Source organism: Marinobacter sp. bablab_jr008 (assembly GCF_016464145.1).
In the GTDB taxonomy this organism is placed as follows: domain Bacteria; phylum Pseudomonadota; class Gammaproteobacteria; order Pseudomonadales; family Oleiphilaceae; genus Marinobacter; species Marinobacter nauticus.
In genome coordinates this window covers 262,526-281,517 of record NZ_JACDWW010000059.1, presented here as the reverse complement: position 1 = coordinate 281,517, position 18,992 = coordinate 262,526, and the positions used below count along the sequence as shown (strand labels likewise).

22 protein-coding genes are annotated in these 18,992 nt (G+C 57.9%); 6 read left to right on the top strand and 16 right to left on the bottom strand.

Annotation, left to right across the window (positions count from 1 at the left end):
- Positions 1–56: 56 nt before the first annotated feature.
- Both JIF53_RS09880 and JIF53_RS09875 read left to right on the top strand, forming a co-directional pair.
- The gene (locus JIF53_RS09880; protein ID WP_199452380.1) at positions 57–743 is read left to right on the top strand and encodes a response regulator transcription factor; all 687 of its coding nucleotides are present in this window, start codon (positions 57–59) and stop codon (positions 741–743) included.
- Positions 740–2,059: a sensor histidine kinase gene (locus JIF53_RS09875; RefSeq protein ID WP_199452379.1), complete on the top strand. Its 1,320-nt coding sequence runs from the start codon at positions 740–742 to the stop codon at positions 2,057–2,059. The genes JIF53_RS09880 and JIF53_RS09875 overlap by 4 nt, the downstream gene beginning before the upstream one ends.
- On the opposite strand, the gene JIF53_RS09870 is transcribed toward JIF53_RS09875, so the two are convergent.
- Positions 2,036–2,242 carry a hypothetical protein gene (locus JIF53_RS09870; RefSeq protein WP_223268788.1) on the bottom strand — a complete coding sequence of 69 codons (207 nt, stop codon included), beginning with the start codon at positions 2,240–2,242 and terminating at the stop codon, positions 2,036–2,038. The genes JIF53_RS09875 and JIF53_RS09870 overlap by 24 nt on opposite strands.
- Before the next feature lie 10 nt (positions 2,243–2,252).
- On the opposite strand from JIF53_RS09870, the gene JIF53_RS09865 reads away from it, so the two are divergent.
- The 4 genes from JIF53_RS09865 to JIF53_RS09850 all read left to right on the top strand — a co-directional run bounded on the left by JIF53_RS09865 (position 2,253) and on the right by JIF53_RS09850 (position 5,133).
- On the top strand, positions 2,253–2,858 hold the full coding sequence (locus JIF53_RS09865; RefSeq protein ID WP_022991475.1) for a YigZ family protein: 606 nt from the start codon (positions 2,253–2,255) through the stop codon (positions 2,856–2,858).
- Between the two features lie 71 nt (positions 2,859–2,929).
- Positions 2,930–3,457, top strand: coding sequence for a DUF4136 domain-containing protein (locus JIF53_RS09860; protein WP_153741000.1), 528 nt, complete (start codon positions 2,930–2,932; stop codon positions 3,455–3,457).
- A gap of 20 nt (positions 3,458–3,477) precedes the next feature.
- Positions 3,478–3,837, top strand: a complete 360-nt coding sequence (locus JIF53_RS09855; RefSeq protein ID WP_011786309.1) for a translation initiation factor Sui1 — start codon at positions 3,478–3,480, stop codon at positions 3,835–3,837.
- A gap of 42 nt (positions 3,838–3,879) precedes the next feature.
- Complete coding sequence (locus JIF53_RS09850; RefSeq protein ID WP_023009140.1) at positions 3,880–5,133, top strand: D-amino acid dehydrogenase; 1,254 nt, start codon at positions 3,880–3,882, stop codon at positions 5,131–5,133.
- Positions 5,134–5,215: 82 nt separating this feature from the next.
- Here the strand turns inward: JIF53_RS09850 and JIF53_RS09845 are convergent, their stop codons facing one another.
- From JIF53_RS09845 to JIF53_RS09775, 15 genes are all read right to left on the bottom strand, one after another.
- Complete coding sequence (locus tag JIF53_RS09845) at positions 5,216–6,862, bottom strand: fatty acid--CoA ligase (protein ID WP_153741002.1); 1,647 nt, start codon at positions 6,860–6,862, stop codon at positions 5,216–5,218.
- 63 nt (positions 6,863–6,925) lie between these two features.
- Positions 6,926–7,207 (bottom strand): pyrimidine/purine nucleoside phosphorylase, encoded by a 282-nt coding sequence (locus tag JIF53_RS09840; protein ID WP_011786306.1) that lies wholly within the window; start codon positions 7,205–7,207, stop codon positions 6,926–6,928.
- Positions 7,208–7,273: 66 nt separating this feature from the next.
- The gene (mnhG, locus tag JIF53_RS09835) at positions 7,274–7,684 is read right to left on the bottom strand and encodes a monovalent cation/H(+) antiporter subunit G (protein WP_153741003.1); all 411 of its coding nucleotides are present in this window, start codon (positions 7,682–7,684) and stop codon (positions 7,274–7,276) included.
- The gene (locus JIF53_RS09830) at positions 7,677–7,949 is read right to left on the bottom strand and encodes a monovalent cation/H+ antiporter complex subunit F (protein WP_011786304.1); all 273 of its coding nucleotides are present in this window, start codon (positions 7,947–7,949) and stop codon (positions 7,677–7,679) included. The genes mnhG and JIF53_RS09830 overlap by 8 nt, the downstream gene beginning before the upstream one ends.
- Before the next feature lie 10 nt (positions 7,950–7,959).
- Complete coding sequence (locus JIF53_RS09825; protein WP_183576589.1) at positions 7,960–8,433, bottom strand: Na+/H+ antiporter subunit E; 474 nt, start codon at positions 8,431–8,433, stop codon at positions 7,960–7,962.
- A complete protein-coding gene (locus JIF53_RS09820) occupies positions 8,430–9,944 on the bottom strand; it encodes a Na+/H+ antiporter subunit D (protein ID WP_199452378.1) in 1,515 nt (504 codons plus the stop codon). Before JIF53_RS09820 ends, JIF53_RS09825 begins: the two co-directional genes overlap by 4 nt.
- The gene (locus JIF53_RS09815) at positions 9,941–10,288 is read right to left on the bottom strand and encodes a Na+/H+ antiporter subunit C (protein WP_153741006.1); all 348 of its coding nucleotides are present in this window, start codon (positions 10,286–10,288) and stop codon (positions 9,941–9,943) included. The genes JIF53_RS09820 and JIF53_RS09815 overlap by 4 nt, the downstream gene beginning before the upstream one ends.
- Before the next feature lie 34 nt (positions 10,289–10,322).
- Positions 10,323–10,748, bottom strand: coding sequence for a Na+/H+ antiporter subunit B (locus JIF53_RS09810; protein WP_153741007.1), 426 nt, complete (start codon positions 10,746–10,748; stop codon positions 10,323–10,325).
- Entirely contained in the window at positions 10,745–13,054 is a 2,310-nt protein-coding gene (locus tag JIF53_RS09805; RefSeq protein ID WP_153741008.1) for a putative monovalent cation/H+ antiporter subunit A, read from the bottom strand. The genes JIF53_RS09810 and JIF53_RS09805 overlap by 4 nt, the downstream gene beginning before the upstream one ends.
- A gap of 121 nt (positions 13,055–13,175) precedes the next feature.
- Positions 13,176–13,508, bottom strand: coding sequence for a Na+/H+ antiporter subunit G (locus JIF53_RS09800; protein ID WP_153741009.1), 333 nt, complete (start codon positions 13,506–13,508; stop codon positions 13,176–13,178).
- 15 nt (positions 13,509–13,523) lie between these two features.
- Positions 13,524–13,793 carry a K+/H+ antiporter subunit F gene (locus JIF53_RS09795; protein WP_011786297.1) on the bottom strand — a complete coding sequence of 90 codons (270 nt, stop codon included), beginning with the start codon at positions 13,791–13,793 and terminating at the stop codon, positions 13,524–13,526.
- Positions 13,790–14,278 (bottom strand): Na+/H+ antiporter subunit E, encoded by a 489-nt coding sequence (locus JIF53_RS09790; protein WP_023009135.1) that lies wholly within the window; start codon positions 14,276–14,278, stop codon positions 13,790–13,792. The genes JIF53_RS09795 and JIF53_RS09790 overlap by 4 nt, the downstream gene beginning before the upstream one ends.
- The gene (locus tag JIF53_RS09785) at positions 14,278–15,795 is read right to left on the bottom strand and encodes a monovalent cation/H+ antiporter subunit D (protein ID WP_153741010.1); all 1,518 of its coding nucleotides are present in this window, start codon (positions 15,793–15,795) and stop codon (positions 14,278–14,280) included. Before JIF53_RS09785 ends, JIF53_RS09790 begins: the two co-directional genes overlap by 1 nt.
- Positions 15,792–16,163, bottom strand: coding sequence for a Na+/H+ antiporter subunit C (locus tag JIF53_RS09780; RefSeq protein ID WP_011786294.1), 372 nt, complete (start codon positions 16,161–16,163; stop codon positions 15,792–15,794). Before JIF53_RS09780 ends, JIF53_RS09785 begins: the two co-directional genes overlap by 4 nt.
- On the bottom strand, positions 16,163–18,964 hold the full coding sequence (locus tag JIF53_RS09775; RefSeq protein WP_153741011.1) for a monovalent cation/H+ antiporter subunit A: 2,802 nt from the start codon (positions 18,962–18,964) through the stop codon (positions 16,163–16,165). Before JIF53_RS09775 ends, JIF53_RS09780 begins: the two co-directional genes overlap by 1 nt.
- Positions 18,965–18,992 lie beyond the last annotated feature (28 nt).

The following is an 18,992-nucleotide window of genomic DNA, read 5'->3' as shown; positions in this document are numbered from 1 at the left end:
CAGCGGTACAGAAGGGCCATGCTAGACTGTGGCCGTCACATCCCAGAGAGAAGACTATGCAGAACCGGGTACTGTTGATTGAAGATGACGACGAGTTACGGGAGCTGCTGGCCCGTTACCTTGCCAGCCAGGGCTTCAGTGTGCGTGAGGCCGCCAATGGTCGTGATGGACTGGCTCTCGCTCTGGGCCAGGATTGTGACATTGTGGTGCTCGATATCATGCTGCCCGATATCAATGGTCTGGATGTTCTGAGGCAACTTCGGGGCAAGACGCACCTACCCGTGATCCTGTTGACGGCCCGTGGCGATGAAACCGACCGAGTCGTCGGCTTTGAAGTGGGCGCCGATGATTACATTCCCAAGCCCTGCAATCCCAGAGAGCTGGTGGCGCGGCTTCAGGCCCTGCTTCGTCGTATCGCCTGGGATCAGAAAACCGAGGTAGACGCCAGCCGGACTTATGGCGACTTGCGGGTGGAGCCCGGCCAGCGCCGCATCTACCAGAATGACGCGCCCGTGGAACTGACGGGCACCGAGTATGAAGTGCTTCAGGTGTTGCTGGCCCATGCCGGCAGTGTGGTCCGCAAGACCGATCTCATGCAGTGGGCGCTGGGGCGCCGCCTTGAGGCCTACGACCGCACTCTGGATATGCACATCAGCAATCTTCGCAAGAAACTGGGCAATGATGACCCACCCCGCATCGAGACGGTGCGAGGACTGGGATACAGCTACCGGATACCCACATGATGAAGCGTTTCATGTTTCCTCTGTTCTGGCGGATTTTTCTATCCATCTGGCTGGCCATGGCGGTAACCGTGGTGGCCAGCCACCTTGCCTCGCGTTATCTGTTGGACCGGGAACGGCAGGCGATTGAACGCCAGGTGGGTTTACAGGAACTGGCTCGCGAAGCTCTAGTCATTCGTGAACAGCGGGGTCGGGGGGATGCCTGGCGCTTTTTGCGTTCGGAAGGTGAACGCCTGGATTTGCACCTGATGCTGATCGAAAAGGAGCAGGGCCAGCATCGACTGCCCCGGGCGATTCGGGAACGTATACAGTCCGGTTGGTACCCCCACAAACCAGCCGTTCTGGATCTGCAGGAGGGCTATCAGCTAGTTGCCTGGCCCCGGATGGGCGGCGATGGTTGGCTGGACCCGAGAATGTTCCGGTTTGTGGAGATGGGGCTGGCGTTCCTGTTGATCTCCCTGGCCTGTTGGTGGATTGCGCGAATGGTCTCGCGGCCGTTGAGACACATGGAGGGAACCGCCCGGGCGATTGCCGGGGGGGATACTGGTCTGCGGGTTGCTGGTCGCATTGCCCGGCGCCGTGATGAAGTGGGCCAGTTGGCGACGGCATTCAACGGTATGACAGACCGGCTGTGCCAGCTGCTGGACCGTCAGAACCAGCTGTTGCGGGATATCTCCCATGATCTTCGTACCCCGCTGGCACGCCAGCGGGTGGCGATTGAACTGGCTTCGGACAGCGGCGCCGATGAGGCATTGATGACCAGTATTCTGCGCCAGAACGAGCGGCTGGAAACCATGACCGGCCAGATTCTGACCCTGTACCGGGTGTCCGAGAACGGCGATGATATGGCGCGTGAGCCGGTCAAGCCGATGGTCCTGGTCAATCACGTGCTTCAGGATGCCGCCGATTATGCTGAGCACCAGCGCGTGGACTGCAAACTGGTGGCCTCGGAGGAGAGCAAAGCGGTGTCTGTGCTTGGCGACGGTGGTTTATTGCAGCGTGCGTTTGATAACGTGCTGCAAAACGCCCTGGATCACACGCCGCCGGGCAAATCGGTGAAGCTCTCTCTGTCCACGGGCAATGAGAGAATCCGTTTGATCGTCGCTGATGAGGGACCGGGTGCTCCTGAAGACCTGCTACAACACTTGTTTGAGCCTTTTTTCCGGGCTGACAAATCCCGTGGTGGCAAAGGTTGGGGGCTGGGGCTCGCTATTGCCCGTGATATCATTCAGGCCCACGACGGGCACATCAGTGCCCGCAACCGGGACGAGGGTGGCCTGGAAGTGATCCTTGAGCTACCGGTCTTTGTCGGAGGCTGAGGAATCGGCGTTCGGGCTTTGATCCGGTGCGTTGTCACTGCCCGGTTTCAGCTTGCTGGCGGCAGAAAAATCAATGCCTTCCTGCAGCTCGTCCTCATCAAACCGGATGCCGCAGGCGGCCTTACGTATCCGCGCAGGGGCCGCGGTCCCGGGTTGGGTCTGTTCGTTGTCTTCGGTCGTCATAGGATCGCCCATGAGTAAGGATTACCCGATTCCTGCAGGATACCTTGAGCGGGAAACGGAAGTGAAGAAAAGCCGTTTTATTGCCCGAGTGTATCCCGTCAGTGACCGGGACGACGTACGAACATACGTTGACCAGGCCCACCGTGACTACCCCGATGCCCGTCATGTCTGCTGGGGGTATCAGATCGGCCGGCCCGGCTCTGCGGCCGAGGCTGCCATGAATGATGATGGTGAGCCTTCCGGAACCGCCGGCAAACCCATTCTGGGCGTGATCCAGCACAAGGATATGGGAGACGTGCTGGTGATCGTTATCCGCTATTTTGGTGGTATCAAGCTTGGAGCCGGTGGCCTGGTTCGGGCCTATGCCGGCGCCGCTGAAAGTGTCTTGTCCGCCGTTGACCGCGTGGTGCAGCAGGCACGTGTGCAGGCAACGGTGCAGTTCGGGTTTGCCGATGAGCAACCGCTGCGGCACTGGTGCGACGGGCATGAAGGGCGCATCGACGCGATTTCCTATACTACGCGGGTGACAGCCAGCGTTTCCTTGCCTGTGGCTCAGCAACAGGACTTCAGCGCGTTTTGCGAGTCCCAGAAGATGGATTACCGTTTTGAAACCTGACTCACTGAGGCAGGCCGGTAGCCCTGGGCACGCGTATACTGGAGACATATGAGAGCAACGGAGTTAAGCCTATGCGTATTATCATGATCGCTGCTTTGGCGTTGGCCATCACCGGCTGTGCCAGCAATGTGGTGACCGACTACAATCCAGCCACCGTTTTTGGCAATTACAGCAGCTGGGCCTTTGCCAGCAACGCCCAGGACTCTGGTTTCACCTCGCTGGATGACGCCCGGGTTCGGGACGCGGTAGAGCGCGAGCTGAACCGGAAGGCCATGAAAAAAGTGACGGAAACTGAAGCTGATCTTCTGATCAGCTGGCAGATTGTGGCCGAGGAACGGCTTGAGCAGGTAGGCGTTGGCCTGGGGTTCGGGTTCGGCCATGGCAACTTCGGCTGGGGCCTCTCATCGCCGCCACCGGTGCGAGAGGTAACCGAGGGCAAACTGGTGGTGAGAATGGTTGATCGGACCACCGAGGAAGTGGTCTGGCAAGCCGCGAGCCGGCGCTATCTCAATGAAAACCAGTCGCCGGAAACCCGTCGGAAACTGATTGACGAGGTTGTCTCGGAAATGTTTTCCAAATACCCTCCGGGCCTGAACTGATTGCAGATAAAGGCGTAACCATGGGTATGAACAAGCGCAAAGGCGGCCTTGTGTTCTCCACGGACCAGGGGCGGATGTGCCCGGAGTGCCGTAACCCGGTGGATGACTGCACCTGCCGGGGAGCGCAGAGGCCGGCCGGAGACGGTATTGTGCGCGTCAGCCGGGAGACAAAGGGGCGCAAAGGCAAGGGCGTGACCCTGGTGACCGGTATTCCGCTCGACGACAAAGAACTGAAAGCCTACGCCAAACAGCTAAAGGCCAAATGCGGTACAGGTGGTACAGTAAAAGACGGAGTGGTGGAGATACAGGGCGACCAGCGAGATATTCTGGTGCCGTTACTGGAGCAGAAAGGCTGGACCGTCAAGCGCGCGGGCGGCTAACGTTCTGAAGCTACCACAGTTGATCAATCAGGGGAGGCAGGCATGCACATAGCGGTACTTGGGGCAGGCGTCGTTGGTATCACCACCGCGTGGTACCTGCAGAAACAGGGGCACCAGGTAACCGTGGTCGACCGACAGAACCAGTCAGGACTGGAAACCAGCTACGCCAATGGCGGGCAGGTATCGGTGTCCCATGCCGAGCCGTGGGCCAATCCTTCGGCGCCCCTGAAAGTCGCAAAATGGCTTTTCCAGCCGGATGCCCCACTGTTGTTCCGGCCCCGGCTGGATCTTTACCAGTGGCGCTGGGCGCTGTCGTTCCTGGCTCAGTGTACCTCTGCCAAAGCCGCCCATAATATCCGCCAGATGGTCAATCTCGGTACTTACAGCCGTTCATGCCTGCAGTCACTGCGAGACGAACTGAAGCTCGATTATGACCAGTTAGCCAAGGGCATTCTGCATTTCTACACCAACCCTGCCGAATTCGATGCGGCCCTGGAACCTTCCCGCATCATGCGTGATCTGGGCTGTGACCGTCAGGTTATCGATGCTGGTCGTGCGGTTGAGCTGGAGCCGGCCCTTGAACCGATCCGTCATCGTATTGCCGGCGCGACTTACACCGCTGATGACGAAAGCGGCGATGCCCGAAAATTTACCCAGGCTCTGGCTGAGAAATGTAAAGAAGCCGGGGTGGCTTTTGAATATGGCACCGAAGTGCTGGGTTTTGATCGGGCGGGTGACCGGATCCTGGGAGTGCTGGCGCTCAAGGACGGCAAACACCACACGCTTCGGGCGGACAGCTATGTGTTGAGCCTGGGCAGTTTCAGTGCGGTACTTGCCCGCCAGCTCGGGATGTTCCTGAATATCTATCCGGCCAAGGGTTACTCTATTACCGTGCCGGTGAAAAACGAAGAAGCAGCTTTTAACGTCAGCCTGACCGACGATGAATACAAGCTCGTGTACTCGCGTCTGGGTGACCGAATGCGTGTCGCTGGCACGGCAGAACTGAACGGTTACCGTCGCGACCTGAACTTTACCCGTTGTCGGGCGATTGTCCGTCGGGCTGCGGAAGTCATGCCCGAGGCTGGCTATTGGGATCAGGCCGAATTCTGGACCGGTTTGCGGCCCGCAACGCCATCCAATGTGCCCTACATCGGTAAAAGCCACTTCAGCAATCTGTACCTCAATACCGGGCACGGTACCCTGGGCTGGACCCACTCCTGTGGCTCGGCGGCCGCTCTGGCGGATATTGTGGCTGGCAAGAGTCCCGAGGTGGACTTCACCTTCTCCGGTCTCTGAGCAGCCGACGATTCCGGCAGTGCACAAATAAAAACGCCGGCGTCTGTTGCCAGGACGCCGGCGTTTTTGCTTCCCCGGAAGATTAGTCTTTCAACTGATCTCGAATCAATTTCTTGTTGATCTTGCCGACGCTGGTCTTGGGAATGTCTTCCACAAAACGCATCTGCTCGGGAATCGCCCATTTATTAATGTCGCCACTGTCGACAAACTGTTGCAGGTGCTGCTTGATATCCTGCTCAGAGATGGATTCTCCGGGCTTCAGGGTGATCAGGGCGTAGGGACGTTCCCCCCATTTCTCATCGGGCACACCTACCACCGCAGCCCCGGCAACGGCAGGGTGCTGGCTGATCATGTTCTCCAGGTCGAGCGACGACAGCCATTCGCCTCCGGTCTTGATCACATCCTTGATGCGGTCTTTGATGGTCAGCGTGTTGTCCGGCTCCATGGAGGCGACATCACCGGTGTGCAACCAGCCTCCTTCCCACAGCTCCTCGCCTTTGTCCGGCTGTTTGAAGTAGCTCTGGGTCAGCCAGGGGGCCCGGGCGACCACTTCACCCTTGGCTTCGCCATCATGGGGTACCGGTTTGCCATCAGGATCGACAATTTCCAGTTCCACCATGGGCACGGCTTTACCGGTCTTCACCCGGATTGCGGTTTGCTGCTCCAGAGGCAGTTCAAAATCCGCCGGGGTGAGGTGCGTGGTGCTCAGCAGCGGGCAGGTTTCGGACATGCCGTAGCCGGTGAATATCTTGATGCCGAGTTTTGCCCCCGCATCGCACAGGCCCTTGGTCAATGCGCTGCCACCGATGAGCACATGCCAGTTGCTCAGGTCGGCGGTCTTGATGGACTCGGTGGCCATCATCATCTGCATGATGGTGGGCACGCAGTGGGAGAAACTGACTTTGTGCTCCTTGAGCAGATCCACCAGCAACTCGGGTTCATAGCGACCGGGATAGACCTGCTTTATTCCCATCATGGTGGCCGCGTAAGGCACGCCCCAGGCGTGAACGTGGAACATGGGCGTGACCGGCATATACACCGACGATGAACGCAACAGCGGCATTTCGTCGAAATGGGAGATGCTGCCGGCCATGGAAAGCGTATGCAGTACCAGCTGGCGGTGGCTGAAATACACGCCTTTCGGGTTACCGGTGGTGCCGGTGGTGTAGAAAGTGGTGGCGACGCTGTTCTCGTCGAAATCCGGGAAGTCGAAGTGGTCGCTGGCCCCCGCGAGCAGGGCTTCGTACTCGCCGTGGGTGTCGAAAGAGGCGTTGCCCGGCTTGTCGCTGTCGGTTACCTGAATCCAGGTTTTGACGGTTTTGATCTCGTCTTTCACGCCCTCGATGATGGGCAGGAAGTCATCGTGCACCAGTACCGCGTCGTCTTCGGCGTGGTTCATGGTGTAAACGATCTGCTCCGGCGACAGGCGCACGTTGACCGTGTGCAGTATGGCGCCAATCATCGGAATCGCAAAGAAACACTCCAGGTACCGTGGGGTATCCCAATCCATCACAGCCACGGTATCGCCGGGTTTTATACCGGCATCTGTCAGGGCATTGGCAAGTCGATGGATGCGTTCGACAAGGTCCTTGTAGGTGTACTTGCTGCGATCGGCGTAAACGATTTCCTGGTCCGGGTTGTAGCGGGGGCCGGACATCAGTAACCGCTTGATCAGGAGCTGGTACTGGTGGGCATTGTCAGCCGGTTTGAGAATTCGGGGTTGAGCCATGTTGTTGTCCTCTTTCTCTGCTTATGTTTGTTGTCACGGTAAGAAAGACGGGCTGAGTGGGGCTTATCCGTAGGTACAGAGATAAGCAGTATCGGCATCCGTTTTTGCTTTGAAGCTTGCTTGCCCCGCTACCTCAAAGCTCTCGCCGGCGCCGAAAGTTTGCCAGTCTTGCTGGCCTGGCAGCAGCACGGTCAGTTCACCGCTGACGACCGTCATGGTTTCTTTTTCTGAGGTGCCGAATTCGTATTCTCCGGCACTGATAACACCGATTGTGGCAGGCAGTGTGCTGGACTGGAAAGCCACTGATTTTACCTTGCCATCGAAGTATTCATTGACTGTCAGCATGTCTGGTATTCCTTGAAATGGTTTGCAGCCTACTATACTGGAAATTCCTGTGCTGCCAATCACAAACTATTGGTTTGAGGTACCTTTTCCAGTTCGGGTTGGCTGCCCGTGCTTTAGCTCCTCGAGCCCGCTATTGAGTTTGTGGGTAACCGGGTCATATCGTTCCTGCAGCTCATCCTTGATGGTGCCGGCCCAGAGTTTGGTGCCGGTGAAATAACCGGCCCGGCCTATGACATGAGCGGCGATCGGAGCTGTCAGAAAAATGAAGATAACAATGGCAACCGCCCGCGCGGCCACGGTACTGTCCCCGAAATAGAACGCCACGCCACCCATGGTCATCATGGCGCCCAGGGCACCGGCTTTGGTGGTGGCGTGCATGCGGGTGGGGAGGTCGGGCAACCTCAGAACGCCGATGGCGGCCAGTACCATGAAAGCAGCGCCCACCAGGAGCAGGACCGATACCAGTATTTCAATCATTCTTTACGCCTCCCCGCTCGACGAATCTGGCGAAGCCGATGGCAGCAAGAAAGGCTGTCAGGGCGATAACGATGGCAACATCCAGGAAACTGGCCACGCCGGTATCGATCGCGTGCACACCCACGTAGCCAACTACGATGGATGCGATCAGCTCCAGCGCGACCACCCGGTCAGGCAGCGATGGACCACGGGTGAGGCGGATGAAGGCAAAGAGTAGCGCCAGAGACAGCATCAGATAGACAATATTGATCACCACATTCAGCATGACTGGCCTCCTAGCGCGTCACCTTCAGGATTCGGCGTTCGAGTTCTCTCAGGTCGTTTCTGAGCTGCTCTTCGTCGTGAAGAAACATGGCGTGGATAAACAGCACCTTCCGATCGTCAGAGACATCCAGGCTCAGTGTCCCGGGTGTGAGAGAAATGACACTGCTGACAAACAGAATTTCCATGTCGGTCTCAGCCCGGAGCGGAAACGCGATCACCCCCGGCTTCATATGCCAGACGGGCGTTGCGATGTCATAGGCGACCCGCAGATTCGACTTCACCAGTTCTTTCAGAAAATACAGCAGGAAAGCGGCAAGGCGTGGTATCCGGCGGGAATACCCTTTCAAAACCGGGACCTGTTTTTGCAGCACCATGAGGGCGACATAGCCAAAGATAAAACCAGCGAGCAGGTTCATGGCTGTGATACTGCCCGTGAGGGTTACCCACGCGAGCGCCAGCAACAGGTTCCAGAACAGACCGATCATTCAGGCTGCCCTCCCAGAACGGCTGCGATGTAAAGCTGCGGGTTCATCAGCTGTTCGGCGGCGGATTCCGCAAGCATGTATATGGGCTGACCATAGAGGCCGATAATCAGAGTGCACACCGCAAGCGCCACCACCGGGGTGTAGTAGGCCCAACTGCGTTTTTCCCTGATCTCACCATTGAGCCGGCGCACATCAGTAACGTGCTCCGGGGCTTTCTTCCAGAACACTTCCGCCCAGATTTTGATCATGGAGTAGAGCGTCAGCAAGCCCACCAGCAGGGCCACCGCTGCGACAAGGTATTCGCTGGATTCCAGTGTGGCACGGACAATAACGAACTTGGCGAAAAAACCGGATAAAGGCGGAATACCGGCCAGCGACAAGGCCGGGATCAGGAACAACAGCGCCAGATAAGGCCGTTGCCGATACACGCCGCCCAGGTCTTTCAGGTCATAACTGCCCAGCAGGCGATAGGTGATGCCGCTCACCAGGAACAGATTCGTTTTAACGATGATGTGGTGCATGATGTAAAACACGCCGCCAATCAGTGCCAGGGGTGTAAACAGCGCCAGCCCCAGCAGCATATAGCCGATCTGGCTGACGATGTGGAAGGATAGAATCCTCCGGAACTCGAACTGCGCGGCAGCGCCGAGCACACCGGTCAGCATGGTCAGAGCGGCCGCCCAGAGCAGGATGGTGTGGGTGTACTCCACATCCTGGGTGAAAATCAGGGTGAATACCCGATAGAGCGCATACACCCCGACTTTGGTCAGCAATCCCGCGAACAGAGCTGAGACCGCGACCTGAGGAGTGTGGTACGAGGCCGGGAGCCAGAAAAACAATGGGAATGCCGCCGCCTTGATACCGAACGACACCATGAACATGAGCGACACCACCGTGATCATGCCTGGATCATCAACCCGGCTTACCTTCTGGGCGATATCCGCCATGTTGAGGGTGCCCACCATGCCGTACAGCAGGCCAACGGCCGACAGGAAGAGGGCCGATGAAAACAGGTTCAGGGTAACGTACTTGATAGCGCCCTCCATCTGGGCTCGCTCGCCGCCAAGGGTGAGCAGGGCGAATGAGGCCAGTAGCATGACCTCAAACCAGACGAAGAGGTTGAAAATATCGCCGGTCAGAAAGGCGCCAGCGACTCCGGCAAGCAACAGGTGCATCAGCGGGTAGTAGCCGAATCTTTCATGCCCCGGAGGCGTTGAAGCCAGAGAATAGACGGCGATGGCGAGCCCGATCATGCCAGTCAGCACAATCATGATGGCGCTGAGGATGTCCGCTACCAGCACAATACTGAACGGTGCCGGCCAGCTGCCCATTTCCACCACCAGGAAACCTTTGTCGATGGTTGAACGCAGCAGCCAGATGCTGGCAACAAGCAAAAGAGCGGTGGCCACCACGGCAACCAGGCGTTGCAGCTGAACCGAGCGCCACAGCGCCAGGGACAGGGCACCGGCGGTCAGGGGGATCAGGATCGGGAGAACAACTTCCAGGCTCAAGTGTCGGTATCCTTCATCTTGTCCAGATCATCGGTGCCTACTACCTCGTAGGCCCGGCGGATCAGAACCACGGCAAAAGCCAGAACACTGAATGCGATCACAATGGCCGTAAGGATGAGCGCCTGGGGTAACGGATCTGCCACCGTTCCAGCCACCTGTTTCGCGCCGTCGGCTATGAGAGGCGGTGCGCCCCGGGTAAGCCCCGACACTACAAAAATCAGCAGGTTTGCCGCGTTACTCAGAATGATCAGGCCAATTACGATTTTCACGATCGAGCGCCTGAGCATCATGTAGATGCTGGCCGCGAAAAGGGTGCCAACCACCAGTGCCATCAGGCTCCCCATTGCAAGGCTCCCCGTTCCAAAAAGTGTGTTCGACTCATCCCTCAACCTCCATCAGACCGATCACGAATGTCATCAGTGTGCCAAGGACCGCCAGATACACGCCAATGTCGAAGACGAGTACGGTCGATAGCTTCAGGTAGCTGTCACCGGGCAGCGGAAGCTCCCACCAGTGGGCAGTCAGCATGGCCTGGCCGGAAAGCAGGGCCGGAATGGTTGAGGCCAGTCCGAACAGCAGGCCGGCTGCCAGGAGATCTTTGGGGTGCACCCTGAGGAGTTTCCGGGTAGCTTGCGCGCCGAAGGAGAAGGCATAGAGGACAAACGCGCTTGCGGCGACCAGGCCGCCGATGAAGCCGCCGCCAGGTTCATCGTGCCCGCGCAACAGCAGGAAAACCGAGAACATCAGTTGCAGCGGCATGATCGCCAGTGCCGCGGTGTGAAGGATCAGGGTATTGGGTTTCATGACTTGTACTGATCCTCCGCCCTGAGCTTGATCATGGAGTAGACGCCAATTGCTGAAAGGCCCAGTACAAAGATTTCTCCGAGGGTGTCCAGTTGCCGGAAGTCCACCAGAATGACATTGACGATATTCTTGCCAAACGCCAGGGTGTAGCTGTTTTCAACGTAGTAACTGGAAATACTGTCAAAGTACTGAATATCCAGTACCGCCATCATAATGAGTGTCATCACCACGCCTGCAAACACTGCGACAGACAGGTCCCGGTAACGTTCCCAGGAAGAGGAGAGCTTGGCGAACGGTGGCAACCGAAACAGTACCAGCACCAGCAGGATGACGGTGAGCGTTTCCACCAGCAGTTGGGTGATACCCAGATCCGGGGCACTGAAGTGAATGAAGGTCAGGGCCACACCAAACCCTGCAACCCCCAGCGACGCCACAGAACTAAGGCGGGATCGGGTGACACAGGCAAAAACCGTCGCCGCGACAATCAGCAGCGCGATGCCCCATTCGTAGAAAAAACTGTCGCTGAAGTCGAAATCCAGCTGCAGACCGTGCCGCGTCAGCAGCGTGAAGCCCGTCAGAGAAAACGTGACAAGAACCAGAACCAGTAAATAGGTGCCGAGCACGCCGTTCTGCAGGATTCGTGTCTGCCAGCCAGCAACCTGACTGATCCCTTCCATTAAGCGGAAATAACCGGCTTCCGGGCCGAATCGGCTGGCTGCGGTATTCATCGCATACAGGGTTGGCTGAAGTCTGTGCCAGGCCGCCACGAGGAACGAACCTGCCAGGAGACTGAGACCGGAAAGCATCAATGGAATGTTAATGCCATGCCAGAGGGCGAGGGCAGTTTCCACCGGGTAGCCGGAAATGGCCGAAATAGCCGCATCCAGAACCAGACTGGCGGGTAAAGATGGCATGACGCCGAAGATCAGGGCCAGCAGTGTCAGCACACCGGGGCCGACGAGCATCGCAAACGGAGCCTCGTGGGGCAGTTTGGGTGTTTTGACAACCGGGCCGAAAAAAGGCTTGATAATCACCAGGCCGGCGACGGCTACCACAAGAATGGCCGAGAGAACGGCTGCCACCAGCAGCCCGGTTTGCCATACCGGCGCATTCAACAACGACTCCAGCAACAGCTCCTTCGCCACGAAACCGAACAACGGCGGCAGGCCCGCCAGCGATAAGGCCGTGAGGCCGGTGATCACGGCTGTTTTGGGCATGCGATGCCTGAGGCCGCCCATCCTGGTAATGTCTTTGGTGCCGGTTTCGTGGTCCAGTGCGCCGGCGAGCATAAACAAGGCGCCCTTATACAGCGAGTGGGCCACCAGGAAACAGATGAAAGCTGTGATGGCCAGTTCCGTCCCCACGCCCACCAGCATGGTCAGGGTGCCCAGCGCCATCACCGTGGAATAGGCCAGAACCTTTTTGATGCCGGTGCTGCTGTAGGCAAGATAGGCGCCGGTGAGCATAGTGACGGCACCAAACACCAACAGCGAGCCGCTCCACAGCATGTCTCCGTTCATTGACGGGTTCAGGCGGGCCAGCAGATACACACCTGCCTTCACCATGGTGGCGGAATGCAGGTAGGCCGAAACCGGGGTGGGGGCAGCCATGGCGTTCGGTAACCAGAAGTGGAAAGGCACCTGCGCGGATTTGGTAAAGGCGCCAATCAGTATGCAGACTGCTGCCGCGGTGTAATACGGGTGCTCATGAATGGACAGTTCTGTCGCCAGAAGGCCCGAGAAGGAGGAATCCCCGGTGATAAAAATCAGCAGGATCAGGCCCGCCATCAACACGAGCCCGCCACCGGCGGTTACGAACAGGCCCTGGAGCGCACACTTTCGTGCCTCGGCATCTTCATGGTTGAAGCCGATCAGCATGTAGGAAGTGATGCTGGTCAGTTCCCAGAACACAAAAAAGGTAATGAGATTGTCCGAAAGCACCAGTCCAAGCATGGATGCCATGAAAGACAGCATGATGACATAGAACCGGGCGAGGTCTTTGTGGCCTTTCAGGTAAGAACCGGCGTAGATCAGAATGAAGGTGCCGATGCCGCTGATCAAAAGGGCAAACACCAGGGACAGGCCATCGACCATGAAGTCCAGGGTTATCCCGAGCCCCGGCATCCAGGGCGTTTCAATCAGGAGCCTTTCACCACCACGGATCGTGGGAATCAGGCTGGCGAAGTAAGCTGTGAGGGAAGCGGGGAGCAGAGCCAATACCCAGCCAATGTAACTGCCTGCCAAACGATAAAGCGCCGGTACCGCGACCGCCAGCAAAAAACCGGATAGCACAGCCAGTAACATCATGGGAGATGGCTCCTTTAAGGCCTGACTTTAAGTGTTTTTACAGATTCTGGTTGCCGGTAGCCCTTTGATAAATACGATCCTTTTTTACAAAAGGCTCACCGAGCCCATGGTTGCAGGGGACTCACTGATCCCAGCTTTGACCGCGAGTGTTCTCAGAGGTTCTGACTTCCAGGTGCATCGCGGCTTTTGCCAGGAAGTTGGCGCTGATGGGCGCCGTCATGAACAGGAACGCCGTGATCAGGATTTCCTCTATCCCGATGCCTCGTCCAAGCGTGCTGAAGTAAATCACGGAGCTGATCACGATGGCGCCAACGCCAACCGTGGTGGCTTTGGTTGGGCCGTGTAGTCGGGTGTAGAAATCCGGCAGTCGAGCCAGACCAATGGCACCGATCAGGGTAAAAACGCCACCGATAATCAGCATGGCGGAAATGGCGTATTCTGCGAAGGTGCTCATAGGGTGTCCTCCGGGTTATTCAATGACGCTGCCGCGCTTGAGGTATTTGGCCATGGCGACGGTTCCAACAAATCCCATAACCGCAATCAGCAGCGCAGACTCAAGGTACATGCGTGTTTTCAGCGTGATGCCCAACAGAATGATCAATGCGATGGCGTTAATGTAGAGGGTGTCCAGCGCCAGTATCCGGTCCGGCGCATCCGGGCCCTTGATCAGGCGGTACACGTTCAGCAAGGCGGCCAGCGTGACCATGGCAATGGTGATGTAGAGCGCGGTTAGCATCATTGGAACATCTCCAGCAAAGGCTTTTCGTACCGGTTCCGGATAGTGTCGATGACTTCCTGCTCGTCCTCGGCGTCCAGGGCATGAATCAGCAGCAGTGTGTTGTCATCGCTCACATCCGCGCTAACGGTGCCCGGCGTCAGGGAAATGGTGCTGGCTAGAATACTGATAGCCAGCGGATCCTTGAGTTCCAGGGTGTAGCAGATGAACATCGGGCGTGGTTCGCGAGGGCTCAGTATCAGCCTTGCCACATCAACGCTGGCGACCACAATGTCCCACAGAACCCGCAACAGGTAGGCGGGTGTCTTCCAGGCCTTGAGCAAGGTGGGTGGATCTGGCCAGAAACCCTGGGTCATCAGGGGGATTATCCAGGCCAGGATCAGCCCAAGAACAATACTACCGCCACTGATGCCGTCACTCAGAAACTGCCACATGACGAACAGGGTCAGGCTCAGCCAGGGGTGGGGAAACCTCAGTCGATCAAGCATCAGTCATCCTCCCCGACCATAGGCATCTGCAGGATTTCGATATAGGCATTGTTATTGTGTAGCTGTTCGGCCGTTGCATCGGTATAGCGTGTTATTGGACCGGCAAACACGACCAGGACGATCGCCAGTGCGGTGAGTGCGCCTGCTGCTACAGAAATCCGACCATTCAATGGGTCCGGCTTTTCCAGGTGACCGTCGACGGTTCGCCAGAAAACAATACTGCCGGCCCGACTGTAGGCAATGATTGTGAGGAAGCTGCCAACCAGCAGCACTGACCAGAGCCAGGCCATTTCGAAACCGGGCTCAACGGACTGTAGAATCAGCAGCTTGCCAATGAAGCCGCTGAGCGGAGGCAACCCGGCGGCGGCAACGGCACCGATCAGAAACAGCACGCTCAGGAAGGTGCGGTTATGCATCCTGGGCGCGGTGATGATGCGATCGTTCGCGCTGCCGCGCTGGTTGGCTATCAGTTCCGATACAAGGAACAGGCCGCCGACGGTCCAGGTCGTGCTGAGCATATAGAATAAGGCGGCAGACAGGCCGGCTTCGGAGCCCAGAGAGATGGGAGCCAGCAGGGTGCCCACGGATATGATCACCTGCCAGGCCACAAGCGTCTTCAGGCTACCAGAGCCCAGAGCGCCTATGACGCCCATGGCCAGGGTGGCCAGAGCGATCGGGAACAGCCAATCCATGCCGAGATTGGCAAGCTCACCGGCTTCGTCGCCAAACACCAGCGGGTATACCCGCAGGATGGCGTAGATGCCCACCTTGGTCATGACCGCAAACAGAGCCGCAACGGGCGCCGTGGCTTTGGAGTAGGCACGGGGCAGCCAGAAACACAGCGGCAGAATGGCGGCCTTCAGGCCAAAGACTACCAGCAGCATCATGCCGCCGGCCTTGACGATATTCAGGCTTTCACCGGTTACCTGGGGAACCTTGACCGCAAGGTCTGCCATATTCAGGGTGCCGGTGACGCTGTAGATCATGCCTACACTGATCAGGAAGATCGCCGAGCCGATCAGGTTGAGAACCACGTAGTGGAGGCCAGGCACAGTCCTTATGGTGCCTCCACCATGCATCAGCAGGCCGTAGGATGCGATCAGCAGCACCTCGAAGGCAACGAAAAGGTTGAACAGGTCACCGGTCAGGAAGGCGATGTTGAGGCCCATCAACTGGAACAGGAACAGGGCGTGGAACTGTCGGTTACCCTCGTCGGCGCCGCCGATGGCATACAGGTGGCAGAACAGGGCCAGAACGGAGGTCATGATCAGCATCAGCGCGGCCAGCCGGTCCAGAACCAGGACAATCCCGAACGGTGGCTGCCAGTTGCCAAAAGCATAAATGCGGTAACTGCCGTCGTTTGCCAGCACCAGAAGGACTATGGCCGAGACCAGGATCAGCACGGTGGTTGCCAGTGCCAGAGTCCGGCGCAGCGTGATGGGGGCATAGCCCATCAGTGCCTGCAGAATGCCGCCAAGCAGAGGAATCAGAATCGGAGCGGTAAGCCAATGGTTCATTTACCGGTTACCTCCTCGTCTTCCTGCTCCGGTGCTGGCGATTTATAGGGTTGTTTGCCATCAACATGGTCATCTTCGTTATCCGCAAGGTTTCGTAGCGACATCACCACCACAAAGGCCGTCATGGCGAAGCCAATCACGATGGCCGTTAAAACCAGCGCTTGCGGCAGCGGGTCGGCATAGCTTTCCGCTGTGCCGATAATCGGTTGCTTGCCGGTAGCCAGGCGTCCGGTGGAGAACAGGAAAAGGTTTACCCCATAAGACAGCAGTGTCAGGCCAACCACCACGGGGAACGTGCGCGCCCGCAGCAGAAGATAAACGCCGGAAGCAGTCAGTGCACCAATCACCAATGCATAGACAAGTTCCATTACGCGCCCTCCCTCTTGCTCTTGATGGCCGAATGCGGCGATATGCGGCCAATGGTCACCAGCGCCAACAGGGTGGCCCCGATTACCGTGAGATAAACACCCAGGTCGAACACCAGTGCTGAGGCTACCTCGAACTTGCCGACTACCGGCCAGGTGATATAGCCGAATGTTGAGGTCAGGAACGGATAGCCGAAGGCCAGGCTGGCTGCGCCGGCAATGGTTGCGAACAACAGGCCGAGGCCAATGACGTTGTGATATTTGAACGGAATCCGGTCCTGGGTCCAGTTCATGCCACTGGCAATGTACTGGAGGATCAGGGCTATCGAGGTGATCAGACCCGCGATAAATCCGCCGCCGGGCAGGTTGTGGCCACGCAGGAAGATGAATGCCGACACCATCAGGGACAGCGGCAACAGTGGCCGGGCGATCAAACGCAGCATTATCGGGTAGGCATCCCGGGACCAGGCATGGCCTTCGCCATCACTGGGTGGTGGCGTCAGTGGCGTATTTTTCAGCAGCGCGTAAATGCCCAGGGCAGCAATCGCCAGAACGGTGATTTCGCCCAGGGTATCAAAGCCCCGGAAGTCCACCAGAATGACGTTGACCACGTTGGTGCCGCCACCGCCCGGTTTGCTGTTCTCAAGGAAGAAATCGGAAATCGAACTGAACGGTTGCGTCAGCATGGCCAGGGTAACCAGAGTCATACCAATACCGGCAATACCCGCGATGGCGATATCCCGGAAGCGACGTTTCAGCGGGGTTTCCACGGGTGTCCAGCCAGGCATGTAGTAGAGTGCCAGCATGAGCAGAACAATGGTCACCACTTCCACCGACAACTGGGTCATGGCCAGGTCGGGCGCCGAGAAGCGGGCAAAAGCCAATGCCACGATCAGTCCCACCACGCTCAGTACAACCAGCGCGTAAAATCGCTGCCGGTGCACGGCTGCCGTCAACAGGGCGCAAATGATCAGCACGCCTGCGGCAATGGCCGTGGGCCAGTCCACAGGGCTCAGCCCGGTCTCGCCAACGAAGATGCCCAGATCCAGCAGCGGCATGGCAGCAACCGCCAGCACGCTGACCACAAGCAGCATGGCGTATCTTTGCAGAGAGCCGTTCTCGATTCTTGCCGTAAAGCCGTTCGCCAGGTCGACAATCCGCAGTACGATCGCTTCGAATACGGCCTTCTCGTCGATTTCCTTGAAGCGTGCGTGGAAATCAAAGAACTTCTGGCGCTGGCTATACATGATCAAACCGCCAAAGAAAGCCGCAAAACTCATGATCAGTGGCAGGTTAAAGCCATGGATAACCGCCAGTTGATAATCCGGCACCTCGCCGCCAAGGGTGGCGTGGGCGGCAGCGTATAGCAGAGGCCCGACCGATACCGCCGGAAACATGCCTACCATGATGCAGGCGAAGACCAGGATCTCCACCGGGATTTTCATGTACCGGGGCGGTTCGTGGGGCGGGTAGATGGGCAGATTGACGGGCTTGCCGTTAAAGAACACGTCGTGAATAAAACGTGCGGAATAGGCGACCGCAAAAATACCGGCCAGCGTGGCGACGATCGGCGGCAGCCAGGCCCAGATGCCGGGCAGATTCAGTTGCAGGGACTCGGCAAAGAACATTTCCTTGCTCAGGAAGCCGTTCAGCAGCGGAACCCCCGCCATGGATGACGCGGCCACCATGGCCAGAGTGGCCGTATGGGGCATGTATCGCCACAGGCCGTTAATCCGGCGCATGTCCCGGGTACCGGTTTCGTGGTCGATAATACCGGCGGCCATGAACAGTGAGGCCTTGAAGGTGGCATGGTTGATGACGTGGAATACCGCTGCCACCGCTGCCAGTTCGGTACCCATACCGAACAGCAGCGTGATCAGGCCCAGGTGGCTGACGGTGGAATGCGCCAGAAGCCCTTTCAGGTCGTGCTTGAACATGGCCACGTAGGCGCCAATCAGCAAAGTTGCCATGCCGGTAAAACTGACCATGTAGAACCATTGTTCCGTACCAGCCAATGCCGGGTACAAACGCGCCATCAGGAAAATGCCGGCCTTGACCATGGTGGCAGAGTGCAGGTAGGCCGAAACCGGCGTGGGCGCCTGCATGGCATGGGGCAGCCAGAAATGGAACGGGAACTGTGCAGACTTTGTAAACGCGCCCAGCAGTACCAGCGTCAGGGCGACGGGGTACATGGCGTGGGCTTTGATAACATCGCCGGCGGCCAGCACATCGTCCAGTTCAAAACTGCCGACAATGTTGCCGATGATCAGAATGCCCGCGAGCAACGCCAGCCCACCGCCACCGGTCACCGCCAGCGCCATGCGGGCGCCACGACGGGCGTCCTGTTTGTGGTTCCAGAAACTGATGAGCAGGAACGAGGTGAGACTGGTCAGTTCCCAGAAAATCATCATCAGCAAGAGATTGCTGGAGAGTACGATGCCCAGCATGGAGCCTTTGAAACAGAGCAGCAGCGCGTAAAACTTCCCGATATTCTCGGCCGGCTTCAGGTAATAGCGGGCATAGAGAATGATCAACACGCCAATAATCAGAATCAGCAGTGCGAACAGCAGAGACAGTCCATCGAGGCGGAAGCTGAAGGAAATGCCGATCGCCGGTAACCACTCCCAGGATTGCAGGACGGTGCCACCGTTGGCCAGTGTTTCCCAGTGCGGAAACAGGGCAGCCAGGGCAATAAGCGCCGGAACAGAAGAGGCAATCGCAATTGCTGTTCGCCCTCCAAGGGCAAACAGCGGGGCAGCTATAGCCCCCAGAAATGGCAGAAATACAACCAGCGGTAGCGACATCGCAACCTCGTTATCGGTGTTCTTTTAC